This window comes from Acinetobacter shaoyimingii (genome assembly GCF_011578045.1).
GTDB classification, from domain to species: Bacteria; Pseudomonadota; Gammaproteobacteria; order Pseudomonadales; family Moraxellaceae; genus Acinetobacter; species Acinetobacter shaoyimingii.
In genome coordinates this window covers 2,908,540-2,924,605 of sequence record NZ_CP049801.1, presented here as the reverse complement: position 1 = coordinate 2,924,605, position 16,066 = coordinate 2,908,540, and the positions used below count along the sequence as shown (strand labels likewise).

Here is a 16,066-nt window from a genome sequence, read left to right as displayed (position 1 = left end):
TTTTTCAAAATATAGCGATTATTTAATTGCTAAAGGTTTGTTCAACTTGCAATCTAAGTACTCATATTCAGTTTGATTGATGATCTCGATATGCTTATTTCAGTTCGTTTAATATCAGTTTTGGAAAGTCGGTAATGAGTCCTTGAACACCCAAATCACGAAGCTGTTTAGCACGTTCTATCTCATTCACTGTCCATACACTGATGGCTAAATTAGCCTGCTGTGTAGCTTGAATTATCTCATGTGTTGCCAGTTGATTCATCCAACCAATTTGCATACAACCGAATTTTAAAGCATCTTCAATCGCTTGATATTTAATATCGTCTTCGATCAGTAAACCACGACGAAAATTCGAATTGGTTTGCTGTAAAACTTCATGAATCTTACGGTCAAAACTGGTAATGACAGCGGTCTGCTCGAAACCTTGGAGTTGTTTTTCAAGCTCATTTAATAAATTTTCAGCGGCTTCATAGCTTTCGACAGCTTTAATTTCAACTTCTAGATGCTCAAAATCTTGCATGATGTTTAACGCATCTTTCAGTTGAGGGGTGACTTCAAATTTTGTCCAATCCATCCAAATTTCAGATTGGTCATATTGGTCTAAATCTTGAACTGAACATTGGTAGATGTTTTTATCTTGAGCAGTCGTTCGAACAAAATTGTCATCGTGCATGATCACTAAGTTTTGATCATGCAACTGACGGACATCGAACTCAACTGCTCGAATTCCCAAATCATGAATATATTGGAAGCCACCTAAAGTATTTTCAGGCGCTTCACCACGTGCACCACGATGACCAATAATACGCATGTTAATCTCAATGACATTGAATCGATATACATACGATTATACGACCAAAATGAGCTTAAATTGTGTCGTAAATATTTTTTTGCCATAACACTTCTGTACCATCTTCGGCACGTTGTAATGTGCGTGAAGCCACAAATAACCAGTCAGATAATCGGTTTAACAGTTGAAGTGAAGTGGCTTGAATATTTTGATCACGACTATGCACGGTCATTAAACTACGTTCGGCACGACGACACACTGAGCGTGCCTGATGTGCATAACTACATGCCAATGTACCAGCAGGTAAAATGAAGTCTTTGAGCATCGGTAGCGCTTCATTCATTTCATCAATTTCTTTTTCCAAAAATTCCACTGCAACTGGCAATACCATATTGTAATTTGGGATACAGACTTCGCCGCCCAAATCGAATAACCAGTGTTGAATGAGGCTTAAAGATTTATCCCATTTGGCTTTATCTACAATGTGACTCACTGCAATTTGCGAACGTAGAATACCAATACATGAGTTCAGCTCATCTACATCGCCCAAGGCATGGATACGTAAGTCATCTTTAGGAACACGTGAGCCATCACCTAAGCCAGTCGTGCCCGAGTCGCCAGTACGGGTATAAATTTTACTTAAACGGTGTCCCATGTTTTTTCCTTAAATTTGAATCGAATTGGTGGAGGATAATGCATTCCATTATCCTCAGTTTGAAGATGATTGACATCAATATTTGAAGGTCACACCTGCAGAAGCGAGGCGGCCACCATTGACATAATAATAGCCGTTGTCCTGATAAGACGTTTTGTAATGGGCATCGCCAATATTTTGAATATTGGTAAATAATTTAATATACGGATTCACATTCCAAAAAGCATTCACATCTACGGTTGCATAACCTGGATTGCGGTAATTTGGATCCCAGTCCTTAGAATGCGATTTCACAATCAGTGAAGCGCTAATCCCATAGACTTCGTTCTGTAAGCCCGTTGTCAGGGTCAAGGCTTGACGTGGGCGACGTGCTAACTCTTGATGTGTATCTTCATTTTCAGTTTTAACATAGCTGTAAGTGGCTTTGGCAAATAAATCATTTTTTGCCCAACCCAAATATAACTCTCCACCTTGGTAAGTGGCTTGGTTAATATTTTGCAGTTTACTGCCATTCACGGCATTAATGAGGTTGTCGACTTCTGTGTAATAAAGTGAAACACCTGTGTTGAAACCGTAATTTAACTTTTGGTCCAAACCGATTTCATACGAAATACTTTCTTCAGGATCTAAGTCAGGATTACCTGTCCAAGCATTATAAAGTTCATTTAATGTTGGTGATTTAAATGCAGAACCAATATTGGCATAAACACTGGTTGATGGCAGTACTTGATAACGTGCTGCTGCTTGACCAACGACATGCGTACCATACTTTTGATTGTCTTCGACGCGAACACCTAACTGTGTATTGAGCTGATCATTTGTATATTGGTGTTGAAGGTAGTAACCCGTTGAATCGACTTTTTCTTTGTAGGGGTCACCATAAGATAAAATGTCACCTTCTAAGTTACGATATGTGACGCCAGCCAAAACATTCTGTGTGGGGGTAAACTGCCATTTTGCATACAGTTCAGCTTCTTGGGTGCGACTGTCGACGTAGTCAGTACTGTCTTTTTGCTCGACTTCGTCTTTGAACTGAGACAAGCGTGCATGTAATTCAAGCTGTTCGGTGAGATTGAAACGTCCACGGACATTGATGATTTCATTTTTGAAATCCTGTTCCAGTAAACTGCCATCAAAGGCATAGGCATCATATAAATTTGTGCCTTCATTTTCACTATAATCGACAGATAAGCCAAAGCGCTCTTTTTCTACGCCAAGCTTGGCACTGTAACCTTTCTGATCAAAGGCTGCGGTTTTTGAGGTTTGCGTTTTTTGATTGGTGACTTTAGTGGCATCAGACTCAAGGCGTTGTCCACGAATTTGTGCGTAAAATCCATTATCGAAAGCGTCCGCACCGATCACAGATTTATAAGTACTTTTTTCACCAATTTCGCCAGTTAAAAAAGCGCCATTTTTTTCTGGCGTTTTAGAGACCAGTTGTACGACACCGCCAATGGCATCCGTACCATATAGAACCGAAGCAGGGCCTTTTAAAACTTCAATCTGTTGAATGTCTGTAGTGTCAATAAACGCTAAACTTGCCATACCTGATGCAGCATTGTTTAAACGGATACCATCCCTTAATACCAAAGTGTGGTCAGATTCAGTGCCACGTAAGAAAATACTTGCAAGCTGTCCCAAGCCACCATCTTGTACCAAATTGATGGAGGCATCGTGTTTGAGTAAGTCTGGGAATGACGCAATCGGTGACTGTTCAATAATATGTGAGTCGATGATATGAATACGAGCGGGGACATGTTCAATGTTTTGCTCGGTACGGCTGGCCGTTACTACTAATGTATCTAAGGTAGTTTGAGCTGGTTTAGCATCTTGAATAGGTTGTTGCGCAAATGTTGATGTCGAAATCCCCATTGCAATCGCAATAGCGCCTACAAGAAGGGTAGGCTGAAAAGGCGTTGGCATTGTATGCTCCATACATTCACCCCACGTGAATGATTGAGTTAAAGAACACAACAAGCAGGTATCCGGACTTAAATATAGAACACTCAAACATTCAATGAGTTTTCACACATATCCACCTTCCCACATGTTGATCATGCAGTGGTGTCAACCAAAAGATTTAAATTGATATGTTTTTCATTTTTACCGTTGCGGGGGCAGTGCTGGATTTTCACCAACTTCCCTAAAGCAATCGCTTTAACTTGTTGCAATTTGCGCGCAGTATAAGATGTACGCATACTGAACACAATGTGATTTTTTTAATCAGAACAATGAAGAAAATTATGGTTAGGACCACAATGGAAAACTTAAACATCAGCATCCAAAAGGCTGAACTTGCAGATGCAGAATTTATTTTAAACTTGCAGAAGAAGGCCTACCAAACTGAAGCAGAAATTTATCAAGACTGGAATATTCCTCCACTGACCCAAACCTTGGATGAATTGATTAATGAATTTGATAAACAAAGCATTTTAAAAGCGGTGATTAATACTGAAACACAGCATCAGCGAATTGTTGGATCTGTCCAAACGTTCGAAGGAAGTGATGTCGTTCAAGTCGGACGTTTAATGGTTGATCCGCAGTTTCAAGGGCAAGGTATTGGGAGCATGCTTTTAGATGCAGTCGAACAGTTATATCCAAAACAGCGTCTAGAACTCTTTACAGGGCATTTAAGCCAAGAAAATTTAAAACTTTATCAAAAGCGAGGTTATGCCATTTTTAAAGAAGAACAGATTCATTCGGATTTAAAATTTATTTATCTTTACAAAGTTTCTCCCTATAAAGTTTCTTAAACTTTATCAACAAGCGTGAACACTTTTTGCTAAAGTGCATTACAATGATTCGCCAAAGATGATCTGTATGTCTAAGACATTCAAATTAACTACTTCATTTCAAGCATAAAACTAGAGCTAAAGCCCTATGCGAACGCGTGTCAAAATTTGTGGAATTACGAGACAGCAAGATATTCAATCGGTCGTGAATGCAGGCGCAGATGCGATTGGATTTGTATTTTTTTCACCGAGTCCACGTAGCGTGACCATCGAACAGGCTCAGGCTTTAGCCGAACATATACCAGCCTATGTGCAAATGGTTGGATTATTTGTCAATGCGTCGATTGAAGAGATCCAGCAAGTACTTAAACACGTACCTTTGGATATTCTTCAACTTCATGGTGATGAAACACCAGAAAAATGTCAGCAGATTGCAAGGGCAACAGGCCGCCGTTGGTACAAAGCCATTCAGGTGAAACCTGATTTAGATTTAATTACGACAATTCAGCAATATCAAGACGCAGGCGCAAGTGCTATGCTCTTAGATGCTTGGCATCCTGAGCTCAAAGGTGGCACAGGTCATTCGTTTGATTGGAAGCAATTTCCGCAACTTGATATTCCTTTAATTTTGGCAGGCGGTTTAAAACCTGACAATGTTGAAGACGCTATAAAGACGACTCAAGCGTATGCAGTAGATGTCAGCGGAGGCGTAGAGTCCGCAAAAGGTATAAAAGACCAACAACTCATTGAACACTTTATGCAAGGAGTCCAACGTGGATCAGCAAAGTACTAATCACAACAACTCAGTGATTGACTATACCCAATTCCCAGATCAAAACGGGCATTTTGGTATCCATGGCGGACGTTTTGTGTCAGAAACGCTCATGGCAGCATTGGAAGATTTAGAGAAACTCTACTTCCGAATGAAAGATGATGCGCAATTTTTGGCAGAATTCGACCGCGATTTAGCATTTTATGTAGGGCGTCCAAGTCCTTTATATCATGCTGAACGATGGTCGAAAGAGTTGGGTGGTGCGCAAATTTACTTAAAACGTGAAGACTTGAACCATACAGGTTCTCACAAAGTAAATAACACCATTGGTCAGGCACTTCTTGCAAAACTTTCAGGTAAAAAACGAATTATTGCAGAAACAGGGGCAGGGCAGCACGGTGTAGCAACGGCAACCATCGCAGCCCGTCTAGGTTTGGAATGCGTTGTATTCATGGGTGCTGAAGACGTAAAGCGTCAAGCCATGAACGTATATCGTATGCGTTTACTGGGTGCGACTGTTGTGCCTGTAGAAAGTGGCTCGAAAACATTAAAAGATGCCATGAACGAAGCGATGCGTGATTGGGTCACCAATGTCGACTCAACTTACTATGTCATTGGTACAGTGGCTGGTCCACATCCATATCCGCAATTGGTACGTGATTTCCAATCGATTATTGGTCGTGAAGCACGCCGTCAAATTCAAGAACAAGCAGGTCGTTTGCCTGACGCGCTTGTCGCATGTGTCGGCGGTGGTTCAAATGCGATGGGCTTGTTCTATCCATTCCTAAACGATCCAGACGTGAAAATGTACGGTGTTGAAGCGGCAGGCTATGGCATTGAAACGGGCAAACACTCTGCGCCACTCAATGCAGGTCATGTCGGCGTACTGCATGGAAACCGTACCTATTTGATGTCAGATGAACAAGGTCAGATTATTGAAACACATTCAATTTCTGCTGGTCTAGATTATCCAGGTGTGGGTCCTGAACATAGTTTCTTAAAAGATATGAATCGTGTTGAATATGTGCCGATCAATGACCAAGAAGCATTACAAGGCTTCCGTGATTTAACCAAGATTGAAGGCATTATTCCTGCGCTAGAAAGTTCACATGCCATGGCATATGTCACTAAACTTGCGCCAACCATGTCTCAAGATCAAATTATTATTGCGACTGTTTCAGGTCGTGGTGATAAGGATTTAATGACTGTTGCACGTATTGATGGTGTGGAAATGGTTGAGATGTAATTTTTGCTCAATTCATTCTTAAAAGCGTGCTGAACCAGCACGCTTTTTTAATTTAATAAAAACATACATAAAACAGAAAGTAGATTTACTATAATTATTTAATATTCAATAAAAAATTTACTTTAAATGAACTTTATACAAATCGTACGTGCAGAACAATTCCCTCAAAAAATAATTTGGCAATGGCGAGATACTTTTGCCATTTGTATTATTCCACTGATCTTATTCAATGGATTTATTTTCGAACAATTTTTCGGTAATACGGTTACAGTCGCATTAGGTGATTCAATTTTCCGTAGCATTCTTTTTGTCATCGTATGTTGGCTTTATAAGGATATGCTGATTGAGCACTGGCACAAATATAAACACGCTTTTTGGCGTTCTACGCTATTGGTCATTGTTGGGGCTATCGTCTTACAGCTTGTGATTTCACTCGCTAAAAGTGTCTTGCCTTTGACACCGAGTACAGATGTAGTGAAAGAGAGTATTGACCCTGCAAAAGTGGCATTTCTAAGCCTGTTCGTCATCAGTCTAGGACCATTGTTTACAGCTTTACTAGAAGACATTATTTTCCGTTATACGCTTTTACAGAAACTCTTCGTTCAACCGATGGTCTGGCGAATCATTTTAATTTTACTCAATTCCATTTTATTCGGACTTATTCATTATCATAATTTTGATGGAAATTTAATCGCGACCATGAGTTTTATGGTTGCAGGGTTATTTTTAAACTTAATCTATCTTTGGACACGCAATATTTGGCATGTGTTATTGATTCACTTTTTAAATAATGCGGTATTGTCTTTAGGCGGTATTATTTTACTGAAGATATTACAAACCTTGAGTGTGGTTTAATCGGATTTGCGTTCAATTGCTGAATATTTTTTCTACTTTCGAAAATTATATTCATTGCTAAAGCTCATTTGTTTTAATTCTTATGTTGAGTATTTGAGCAAAAGAAAATAATCAGAAAATAATGATTATTCTGATCTTGGAGTTTAAAAAGATGTTTTTGAAAACATTATATCTGCTAGATGGTTTATAAATGTCCGAAGAGTGAGTTTTTATATCAACTTTAGTGCAGTTTTGTGTTTTTTCAAACATTAGATGGCGTTATCCTTGGGACTGTACACAAGACACAAGCTGAATTGATTGCGACCTTCAATCAATTCAACTTTGTTGTTTTGTGTACTTGAAATAAAAAAATCTATAAATGACTTAAATGGAGATTTTGAATGTCGTGTTTATTTATCGTGTTATTAGGTGGTCGGCACAAACGTGCCAAAATTGAAGTACACGATATTGCTATCGCGATTGGTGAAAATCTCGAAGAAACCTATCCTCAACTAAAAAATGCATGGTTTGGTGAGCAAGCAGGGTTTCATATTGATGCTTGGGCGCAAATTCATGGTTTAGAATTTGATGGTAAACGCTATCGTGTGCAATTTACACATGCACAGCCTCGTCCCAACGATCAAAAACTGTATTTGATGAATCTTGGGGGCTATGAAGCTACAGAATTTGGTGAACAGCATCGTTATGTTTTAGTCATTGCAGAAAGCGCTGAACTGGCAAAACAACGAGGGAAGGTACACTTTGCTCAGCATTGGCAAAAGCAACATGTCGACCGAGTTGTCGATGTTGATGACTGTATTGAGATTGATCAAGTGCAAGGGCGTTATATTGAATTGATTGAGTCAGATTTTGCCCAAAACCATTGGGAAAATAGTTATATTATCTTAAGTTAAATCATTGGTTAAAAACCAAGAATTCACTTCTCACAAACAAAGATGAGGGTGGTTGGTTTTTAGGCTACCTTTAAATTTGCTGTTCACTTTTTATTTAAATTAAAAAGTGAATTGTTGTTTTATTTTACTTTTTGTTAATTAAAATAACTAATAAAAAAAATAACTTAGTGCATTAGTCGGAATTTAGTAGTTTTCAGTTACAAAAAAGAGGCGTAACCTACCCAACTTGTACACAAATGATTAAGGTCGTCATTCAATGTATTTCTCCCCATTATCTAAGGCTGTTTACACATCCTTAGCGGCTTTGCTATTGGCAAATACAGCCGTACATGCTGAAGATGCATTCAGTACTGAAAGTCCGTGGATGCTTGGTGATTGGAACGGTAAACGTACTGAGCTTCAAGAAAAAGGTTACGATTTTAATATTGCTTATGGTGGTCAATTTGCTGCCTTGATGGACTCTAAGCACCATTCTAGCCATGATGCAGAATATTCAGATCAGATCGTACTTGGTGCTCATCTTGATTTAGAGAAAATCGCTGGCTGGAAAGATACTGAAGCTCAAATTAATATAACTAAACGTGATGGACGTTCACTGTCACAAACATCAGATGCATTGCAAGGTCATCAAACTGCTGTACAAGAAGTTTGGGGACGTGAGCAAACTTGGCGTTTAACAGATTTTTGGATTAAGAAAAAATTCTTCAATCAAAAACTAGACGTCAAAATTGGTCGTATGGGTGAGGGTGAAGACTTCAACAGCTTTGAATGTAACTTCTCTAACTTGTCTTTATGTGGTTCACAGATTGGTGACTACGTTGGCGACCAGTGGTACAACTGGCCAGTGAGTGTTTGGGCTGCGCGCTTCAAATACAATTGGACTCCTGAATTCTATACACAAATTGGTGTGTACGAGTATAACCCTGAAAATGTTGGTCATCGCGGTAAAGGCTTCAATATGAGCTTTGATGGCGGTAAAGGTGTAATTCTCCCAATCGAAGCGGTATGGCAACCAAAATTTGGTCAAAACAAATTACCTGGTGAATACCGTTTAGGTTATTACTACAGTACTGCCAACGTCGACCAAATTGAAAACCCTGATAAAAAGGGTAACAAACATGGTGGTTGGTTGGTGGCAAATCAACAATTTACAACCCATCATGGTGATGCGAGTCGTGGTTTATCTGGCTTCATGAACCTTGCCTTTATGGATGGTAAAACCAACAAGATCACAGATATGCAAAACATTGGTCTACGTTATGTCGGCCTAATGGATGCACGTCCTAAAGATGATCTAGCTATTGGTGTTTCACGTATTAACGTGGGTAATGATGTGAATCAATACAATATTCAACAAGATCAGTTGGGTATTACACCACTTGATTACCGTGGTCTTCAAAGTGAAGAAATTAACGTTGAAGTTTACTACGGTATTCATTTCGCAAACTGGTTAACAGTTCGTCCAAATATTCAATATGTCAATCATGTCGGTGGTTATCGTCATGGTGAAGATGCATGGGTTGGCGGTATTAAGTTCAACACAGCATTTTAAGTCAAATTTTTTAGTTGCAAATATTTGAGTGCTGATGCCTGAAATGTGTTTTGTATTGGCTGTAGTGTGAAGCCATTTGAGGTGCATTGCGGTATTTACAACTAAAAACTAAATGGTACCTATGAGTATGTTACTCATAGGCTTTTAAAGAATCTTTAATAGGTGTTCAACATGAATACTTCATCATCAGGTTCAGTACTAAAAACGATTTTGGCGGTGATTGCTGTCATTTTCGGTTTGGTACTACTGATCGGAGGGATTTATCTTGCAGTACTTGGTGGGTCTTGGTACTACATCATTGCAGGTATTCTCTTTATTGCTACCGCAGTTTTATTGCAAAAACTGAAAAGTTCTGCGCTTGTTGTTTATGCAGTACTTATTCTAGGTACAGTGGCGTGGGGCTTATGGGAAGTTGGTTCTGACTTCTTTGCACTTGCTCCTCGTTTAGATATTTTAGGTCTATTTGGTTTAGCGCTTTTAATTCCTGCTGTAACTCGTGGTTTCGGTGATGCTAAAGGTGCAAAAATTGCATTAACAGGCTCATTGGCAATTACAATTGCAGTAATGATTTATTCAGTGTTTAACGACCCACAAGAAATTCGTGGTGAATTAAGCACTAAACAACCTGAAACTCACCAAGCAATTCCTGGTGTAGCTGACGAAGATTGGCCTGCTTATGGTCGTACTCAATCAGGTCTACGTTATTCTCCGTTGAAACAAATCAACTCTGAAAACGTAAAAGATTTACAAGTGGCTTGGGAATATCACACTGGCGAATTCAAAACTGAAAACGACTCAGGTGAAACAACCAACCAAGTAACACCAATCAAAGTCGGTGACAACATGTACATGTGTACAACTCACCAAAAATTGACTGCGATTGATCCTGCGACTGGTAAAGCAAAATGGACTTACGATCCTAAGTTACGTGCTGATAATACTTATCAACATTTAACTTGTCGTGGTGTATCTTACTTTGATGCAAACAACACTGTTGGTTTCGAAACAAGCTTAGCTGCGAAAAAATCAACATCGACTGAATGTCCACAAAAAGTTATTCTCCCTGTGAACGACGGTCGTCTTGTTGCGGTAAATCCACAAACAGGTAAACCATGTTCTGACTTCGGTAAAAATGGTGAAGTTGATCTTCAAAAAGACATGCCATTCCCTTACCCAGGTGGTTACATTCCAACTTCTCCTCCTGTAATTACTGGTACTACCATTGTTATCGCAGGTTCTACTACAGATAACTATTCTACTGAAGAGCCATCTGGTGTAATCCGTGGTTATGACGTAAATACTGGTGAATTGTTATGGGTATTTGATACAGGTGCTGAAGATCCAAATGCGATCCCTGCTCCAGGTCAAAAATTCGTTCATAACTCTCCAAATGCTTGGGCACCTTTGGCATATGATGCACAACTTGACATCGTATACGTACCAACTGGTGTAGGTACTCCGGATATCTTCGGTGGTCACCGTACTGAGTTAGATGAACGTTATGCAAACTCTATGCTTGCGATCAATGCAACAACTGGTAAATTGGTTTGGAACTTCCAAACAACACATCACGATTTGTGGGATATGGACGTACCGTCACAACCTACATTGGCTGATATCAAAGACAAAGATGGCAAAACTGTTCCAGCAATCTATGTATTGACTAAAACAGGTAATGCCTTTGTTCTTGACCGTCGTAACGGTAAAGCAATTGTTCCTATTACAGAAAAACCAGTTCCACAATCTGTGAAACGTGGTCCTCAGACTAAGGGCGAGTTCTATTCTAAAACTCAACCATTCTCTGACTTTGATATGGCGCCAAAAGACAAATTGACTGACAAACAAATGTGGGGTGCCACTATGTTTGACCAATTGATGTGTCGTGTTTCGTTCCACAAATTGAACTACGATGGTATTTATACTCCACCATCTGAAAATGGTACTTTGGTATTCCCTGGTAACTTAGGTGTGTTCGAATGGGGCGGTATGTCTGTTAACCCAGACCGTCAAATCGCTGTAATGAACCCAATTGGCTTACCATTCGTAACTAAATTGATCCCACAAGATCCAAACCGTAAGCAAACTGCGAAAGGTGCGGGTACTGAAGCTGGTGTTCAACCTATGTACGGTGTACCTTACGGTGTTGAAATTAGCGCGTTCTTATCTCCATTCGGTTTACCATGTAAACAACCTTCATGGGGCTTCGTGGCTGGTGTTGATTTAAATACTCATGAAACTGTATGGAAACGTCGTATTGGTACAATTCGTGACAGTATGCCTGGTATTCCATTACCTCCGTTCAAAATGGGCGTTCCAATGTTGGGTGGTTCTATCTCAACTGCGGGTAACGTGATGTTTGTTGGTGGTACTCAAGATAACTACATCCGTGCAATCAACGTAACTAACGGTGATGAGCTTTGGAAAGGTCGTCTTCCAGCGGGTGGTCAAGCGACTCCTATGACTTATGAAGCAAATGGTAAACAATACGTTGTTATCATGGCGGGTGGTCACGGTTCGTTTGGTACCAAAATGGGTGACTCTGTCGTAGCTTATGCACTTCCAGACAAAAAATAATTAAGTTTAAAACTTAATGTTAAAAAAGCCTGATTCGTCAGGCTTTTTTTGTGTCTTACACAATTTCATATCAGATTAAAGTCAGAGTTTGGCACTATTGAACGGTGTGGAACGACATGAATAGTGATGAAGAATGATAAAAATTGAGCTGGTACATGAGTTTGAATTAGAGCCTTATATAAAAGTACAGATTTCAGCATTGCTGAAAAGATGCTTTCCAGAAGAAGATTTTAATAGCCGAACTTATTTTAAACAGCATCCACATAGCCGTTTATTATTGAGCAAAGACGATGTGCTCATTGGACAATTGGGGCTGGACTATCGAGCGATGAATTTGAATGGCAAGCCTATTCATGTATTAGGTATCATTGATCTAGCGATATTTCCCGAATACCAAGGACAAGGATATGCTTCAAGGCTTATTCACTATTTAAATGATTTGGCTTTCAATTGGTCTCACAATATCGATTTTTTATTCCTTTACTCAGAAGAGACTACTTTCTATGAAAAATTCGGATTTTCTCCAGTTTCAATATCTGTTGAATGGTTGGCAATGCAAGAACATCGTCATTATGGAGTCATGATAGAGAAGATTCATAAAGGGTTGATGTATAAACCTGTTGTCGGGCAAAAAATATGGCCTGAAGATAGTAAATTAGATTTGTTGGGTTACTTTTACTAATAGTTGAATGCAGTAGGGGTTTATAATTTTTAATGATAAGAATTTCGAAAAAAGTTTAAATTGTATCTAAGTCCTTTATATCAGTGAATTGTAGGGTGCTTATCAAAAAAATATCTATAAAATATGTAAAAAACGCATTTTATTGATAGATCAAATCTAGGTATGCTGTGCTCCGTTATAATAGAAATTACTAGCTGTACGCCATGTATTTATATACTGATTTCGATCAGCAACTGATCAACGAACGTGTTGCACAGTTCCGTGACCAAACGGAACGTTATTTAGCAGGTAAATTGACAGAAGACGAATACCGTCCATTACGTCTTCAAAATGGTTTATACGTACAACGTTATGCACCTATGTTACGTATTGCAGTGCCATATGGTCTCATGAACTCAAATCAACTACGTAAAGTTGCGGATTTGGCAAAAGAGTTTGACCGTGGTTATGCACATGTATCAACACGTCAAAACATTCAGTTTAACTGGCCTGCGTTAGAGAATGTCCCAGATATGTTGGCTGAGCTTGCGACTGTTCAAATGCATGCGATCCAAACATCGGGTAACTGTATTCGTAATACGACGACTGACCAATATGCAGGTGTGGTTGCAGGTGAAATTGCAGATCCACGTCCGACATGTGAATTAATTCGCCAATGGTCTACCTTCCATCCAGAATTCGCTTTCTTACCACGTAAATTCAAAATTGCTGTCTCAGCACTTGAAGAAATTGATCGTGCGGCAACATCATTCCACGATATTGGTGTGTATATCGTAAAAAATGAAGCAGGCGAGATTGGCTATAAAATTAAAGTCGGTGGTGGCTTAGGTCGTACCCCAGTGATTGGTAGCTTTATTCGTGAGTTCTTGCCACGTGAAGATTTAATTGCATACCTTGAAGCGGTTCTTCGCGTGTATAACTTGCATGGCCGTCGTGACAATAAATATAAAGCACGTATCAAAATCTTAGTTAAAGCCTTAACACCAGAAGTGTTTGCAGAGAAAGTCGAAGCTGAATTTGCACATACGATTAAGACTTTGAAAATTCAGCCTGAAATCTTGAAAAAATTGGACGAAGAATTTACGCCGTTTGATTATCAAGATTATGCAGATGAAGATTTTACTGAATTGTTTGCACAGCATCCGAAGTTCAAACAGTGGTTTAACATCAACACCAACGCACATAAAGTCAAAGGCTATCGTATTGTGACGATTTCTCTGAAACGTGCAGGTATTGCCCCTGGTGATATGACCACTGAAGAAATGAACTTGATTGCAGATCTTGCAGATAAGTACACTTTTGGTGAGTTACGAACGACGCATGAGCAAAACATTGCCCTTGTGGATGTGCCGCAAAAAGATTTGTTTGAGCTTTGGACGATTCTAGAAAAGAATAACTTAGCACGAGCACACATTGGTTTCTTGACGGACATCATCTGCTGCCCAGGTGGTGACTTCTGTTCATTGGCAAATGCGAAATCTATTCCTATTTCAGAAGCGATCTCACGCCGTTTTGATGATTTAGACACCATTTACAACTTGGGTAAATTGGATTTAAACATCTCTGGCTGTATGAATGCGTGTGGTCATCACCATGTCGGTAATATTGGTATTTTAGGTGTTGATAAAAAAGGCGCAGAATTTTACCAAATTACCTTAGGGGGTAATGCCGATCATGATGCTTCAATTGGTGATATCTTAGGGCCATCATTTGCTGCAGATCGTGTTCCTGATGTCGTAGAAGAAATTTTGAATACTTATCTTGATTTACGTAATGATGGTGAAGAGTTTGTCGAAACTTACCGTCGTGTAGGCATTCAACCCTTCAAGGAGCGTGCATATGCTTAATACCGCACTACAAGTGCTCTCTAAAGATGGCACGATTGCTGACAATACCTATCAATTGATTGGTGAAGATGGTGTATTACCTCAAGGTGACGTGGTTCTTGCCGTTGAACAGTTAGATCAGATTGCCAATGTGACGGGTAAAAAAGCACTCTACATCACAGTGGATGCTTCACCTGAAACTCACGAATTTCCACTCGATCAACTTGATGCAATTTTCATTGAATTTGCTGGCTTTAATGATGGTCGTGGTTACTCATTTGCTGCATTGTTACGTCGTCAAGGTTACCAAGGCGAACTTCGTGCAACAGGTGACGTGTTTAAAGATGTCCTCAATTACATGAAGCGTTCAGGTTTCGATACTTTCGTGATTAAAGAAGGTAAAGATATTGTTGAAGCGGCTGCAGGATTGGGTGACTTTACCAACCCGTACCAAGCATCGACTGCTGTAAATCAAGCGAATTATCAAACTGGGGCTTAATTTATTAAGTCATTAAAAAGGCTGGACTTATGTCCGGCCTTTTTTTACGATAAAAATCAAATAAAAGATCGCTAAAGACAGTGATGTAACTAGAAAAGTTTAATTTTTGATTCAAATGAAGAGGGTGATATGGGGTATGTCGTTTTTTTAGTGATCGCAACAGTTCTGGGTGGGGGAATACCTGGGTTTTTAATTGGGTTGGGGTTAATTGCATTTTGGATGTGGACAGGTTCAATGGGCACATCCAATCAAAATAATCAGTCAGAAAATCATTCAAATCCACATCAAAATCAATACCAATCGATTCGAAAACTCGAAGCTTGTATTGATATTTTGTGCCAGTTCGCCCTCAAATATGAGCCACATTGGACCAGTGAAAAAGTACAGTTTGTCAAAAATAGTTTTATTCATTTATGTGAAACACCAGAAGATCAAGCCTACCTACGTGATCGGCTCAAAACTGAAAATAGACCACCACTTTTTCAAAATATTCGAACATGGGCAAATTCACGACCACCTCAAAATGATTTAGAAGTCATTTATGCGAAAATTTGCATTTTGGCAGTCAATACTTGTCATGATTTTGAAACCATAAAAAGAGATTGCTTTAGTGCAGGGACTTCCTTTGGTTTATCTTTTCATTATTGTGATGATCAGTTGAAACAAATTTTGTTAGAGCGTGAACAGCACCATCAAGAGTATGAACAGCATCATCAGGGTTCAGATCATTCCTATGATCATGCTTCGGATAGATCATCCTCTCATTCAGAGGTAGAACGTGCAGCTGAGATTTTAGGTATTTCCCCAAATGCAACTCGAGATGAAATCCAAAAAGCTTATCGAATTAAAATTAAAGATTTTCACCCTGATCGGAACGTCAATGTGACCGATGCCGTCAAGCAAATGCTGGAACAGCAAGCCCATTTGATCAATAGTGCCCGAGATACTTTAATGAAACACATCGCGTCATGAATTGAATGAGGCAAATGA

14 protein-coding genes and 1 riboswitch are annotated in these 16,066 nt (G+C 39.3%); of the genes, 11 read left to right on the top strand and 3 right to left on the bottom strand.

What is annotated here, in order from left to right; all coding sequences use genetic code 11:
* Nucleotides 1-94: 94 nt before the first annotated feature.
* The 3 genes from G8E00_RS13195 to G8E00_RS13185 all read right to left on the bottom strand — a co-directional run bounded on the left by G8E00_RS13195 (nt 95) and on the right by G8E00_RS13185 (nt 3,368).
* Complete coding sequence (locus G8E00_RS13195) at nt 95-811, bottom strand: glycerophosphodiester phosphodiesterase (protein WP_166225284.1); 717 nt, start codon at nt 809-811, stop codon at nt 95-97.
* Between the two features lie 55 nt (nt 812-866).
* Nucleotides 867-1,445, bottom strand: coding sequence for a cob(I)yrinic acid a,c-diamide adenosyltransferase (locus tag G8E00_RS13190; RefSeq protein WP_166225280.1), 579 nt, complete (start codon nt 1,443-1,445; stop codon nt 867-869).
* 75 nt (nt 1,446-1,520) lie between these two features.
* Nucleotides 1,521-3,368: a TonB-dependent receptor plug domain-containing protein gene (locus tag G8E00_RS13185; RefSeq protein ID WP_166225277.1), complete on the bottom strand. Its 1,848-nt coding sequence runs from the start codon at nt 3,366-3,368 to the stop codon at nt 1,521-1,523.
* 36 nt (nt 3,369-3,404) lie between these two features.
* A riboswitch (cobalamin riboswitch) is annotated at nt 3,405-3,626 on the bottom strand.
* A 77-nt stretch (nt 3,627-3,703) separates the two neighbouring features.
* On the opposite strand from G8E00_RS13185, the gene G8E00_RS13180 reads away from it, so the two are divergent.
* The 11 genes from G8E00_RS13180 (at nt 3,704) to G8E00_RS13130 (ending at nt 16,048) form a co-directional block, all read left to right on the top strand.
* The gene (locus G8E00_RS13180) at nt 3,704-4,198 is read left to right on the top strand and encodes a GNAT family N-acetyltransferase (RefSeq protein ID WP_196781993.1); all 495 of its coding nucleotides are present in this window, start codon (nt 3,704-3,706) and stop codon (nt 4,196-4,198) included.
* A gap of 127 nt (nt 4,199-4,325) precedes the next feature.
* Nucleotides 4,326-4,970 (top strand): phosphoribosylanthranilate isomerase, encoded by a 645-nt coding sequence (locus G8E00_RS13175; protein WP_166225274.1) that lies wholly within the window; start codon nt 4,326-4,328, stop codon nt 4,968-4,970.
* Nucleotides 4,951-6,195: a tryptophan synthase subunit beta gene (trpB, locus tag G8E00_RS13170; RefSeq protein ID WP_166225271.1), complete on the top strand. Its 1,245-nt coding sequence runs from the start codon at nt 4,951-4,953 to the stop codon at nt 6,193-6,195. The genes G8E00_RS13175 and trpB overlap by 20 nt, the downstream gene beginning before the upstream one ends.
* A gap of 126 nt (nt 6,196-6,321) precedes the next feature.
* Nucleotides 6,322-7,050 (top strand): CPBP family intramembrane glutamic endopeptidase, encoded by a 729-nt coding sequence (locus G8E00_RS13165; RefSeq protein WP_166225268.1) that lies wholly within the window; start codon nt 6,322-6,324, stop codon nt 7,048-7,050.
* A 380-nt stretch (nt 7,051-7,430) separates the two neighbouring features.
* A complete protein-coding gene (locus tag G8E00_RS13160; protein ID WP_166225265.1) occupies nt 7,431-7,943 on the top strand; it encodes a DUF1543 domain-containing protein in 513 nt (170 codons plus the stop codon).
* 256 nt (nt 7,944-8,199) lie between these two features.
* Nucleotides 8,200-9,495 (top strand): carbohydrate porin, encoded by a 1,296-nt coding sequence (locus G8E00_RS13155; RefSeq protein ID WP_166012074.1) that lies wholly within the window; start codon nt 8,200-8,202, stop codon nt 9,493-9,495.
* Nucleotides 9,496-9,666: 171 nt separating this feature from the next.
* Nucleotides 9,667-12,069, top strand: coding sequence for a glucose/quinate/shikimate family membrane-bound PQQ-dependent dehydrogenase (locus tag G8E00_RS13150; protein WP_166012073.1), 2,403 nt, complete (start codon nt 9,667-9,669; stop codon nt 12,067-12,069).
* Between the two features lie 133 nt (nt 12,070-12,202).
* Nucleotides 12,203-12,751: a GNAT family N-acetyltransferase gene (locus tag G8E00_RS13145; RefSeq protein WP_166225262.1), complete on the top strand. Its 549-nt coding sequence runs from the start codon at nt 12,203-12,205 to the stop codon at nt 12,749-12,751.
* A 203-nt stretch (nt 12,752-12,954) separates the two neighbouring features.
* The gene (locus G8E00_RS13140; RefSeq protein WP_166225259.1) at nt 12,955-14,598 is read left to right on the top strand and encodes a nitrite/sulfite reductase; all 1,644 of its coding nucleotides are present in this window, start codon (nt 12,955-12,957) and stop codon (nt 14,596-14,598) included.
* Nucleotides 14,591-15,076: a DUF934 domain-containing protein gene (locus G8E00_RS13135; RefSeq protein ID WP_166225256.1), complete on the top strand. Its 486-nt coding sequence runs from the start codon at nt 14,591-14,593 to the stop codon at nt 15,074-15,076. Before G8E00_RS13140 ends, G8E00_RS13135 begins: the two co-directional genes overlap by 8 nt.
* A 129-nt stretch (nt 15,077-15,205) precedes the next feature.
* The gene (locus G8E00_RS13130) at nt 15,206-16,048 is read left to right on the top strand and encodes a J domain-containing protein (protein ID WP_166225253.1); all 843 of its coding nucleotides are present in this window, start codon (nt 15,206-15,208) and stop codon (nt 16,046-16,048) included.
* The last annotated feature ends 18 nt before the right edge of the window (nt 16,049-16,066 follow it).

What these genes read in the sequence shown, in the direction of transcription:
- G8E00_RS13195 (WP_166225284.1), bottom strand. Translation starts at nt 811, where the DNA reads ATGCGTATTATTGGTCATCGTGGTGCACGTGGTGAAGCGCCTGAAAAT.
- G8E00_RS13190 (WP_166225280.1), bottom strand. Translation starts at nt 1,445, where the DNA reads ATGGGACACCGTTTAAGTAAAATTTATACCCGTACTGGCGACTCGGGC.
- G8E00_RS13185 (WP_166225277.1), bottom strand. Translation starts at nt 3,368, where the DNA reads ATGCCAACGCCTTTTCAGCCTACCCTTCTTGTAGGCGCTATTGCGATT.
- G8E00_RS13180 (WP_196781993.1), top strand. Translation starts at nt 3,704, where the DNA reads ATGGAAAACTTAAACATCAGCATCCAAAAGGCTGAACTTGCAGATGCA.
- G8E00_RS13175 (WP_166225274.1), top strand. Translation starts at nt 4,326, where the DNA reads ATGCGAACGCGTGTCAAAATTTGTGGAATTACGAGACAGCAAGATATT.
- G8E00_RS13165 (WP_166225268.1), top strand. Translation starts at nt 6,322, where the DNA reads ATGAACTTTATACAAATCGTACGTGCAGAACAATTCCCTCAAAAAATA.
- G8E00_RS13160 (WP_166225265.1), top strand. Translation starts at nt 7,431, where the DNA reads ATGTCGTGTTTATTTATCGTGTTATTAGGTGGTCGGCACAAACGTGCC.
- G8E00_RS13155 (WP_166012074.1), top strand. Translation starts at nt 8,200, where the DNA reads ATGTATTTCTCCCCATTATCTAAGGCTGTTTACACATCCTTAGCGGCT.
- G8E00_RS13150 (WP_166012073.1), top strand. Translation starts at nt 9,667, where the DNA reads ATGAATACTTCATCATCAGGTTCAGTACTAAAAACGATTTTGGCGGTG.
- G8E00_RS13145 (WP_166225262.1), top strand. Translation starts at nt 12,203, where the DNA reads ATGATAAAAATTGAGCTGGTACATGAGTTTGAATTAGAGCCTTATATA.
- G8E00_RS13140 (WP_166225259.1), top strand. Translation starts at nt 12,955, where the DNA reads ATGTATTTATATACTGATTTCGATCAGCAACTGATCAACGAACGTGTT.
- G8E00_RS13135 (WP_166225256.1), top strand. Translation starts at nt 14,591, where the DNA reads ATGCTTAATACCGCACTACAAGTGCTCTCTAAAGATGGCACGATTGCT.
- G8E00_RS13130 (WP_166225253.1), top strand. Translation starts at nt 15,206, where the DNA reads ATGGGGTATGTCGTTTTTTTAGTGATCGCAACAGTTCTGGGTGGGGGA.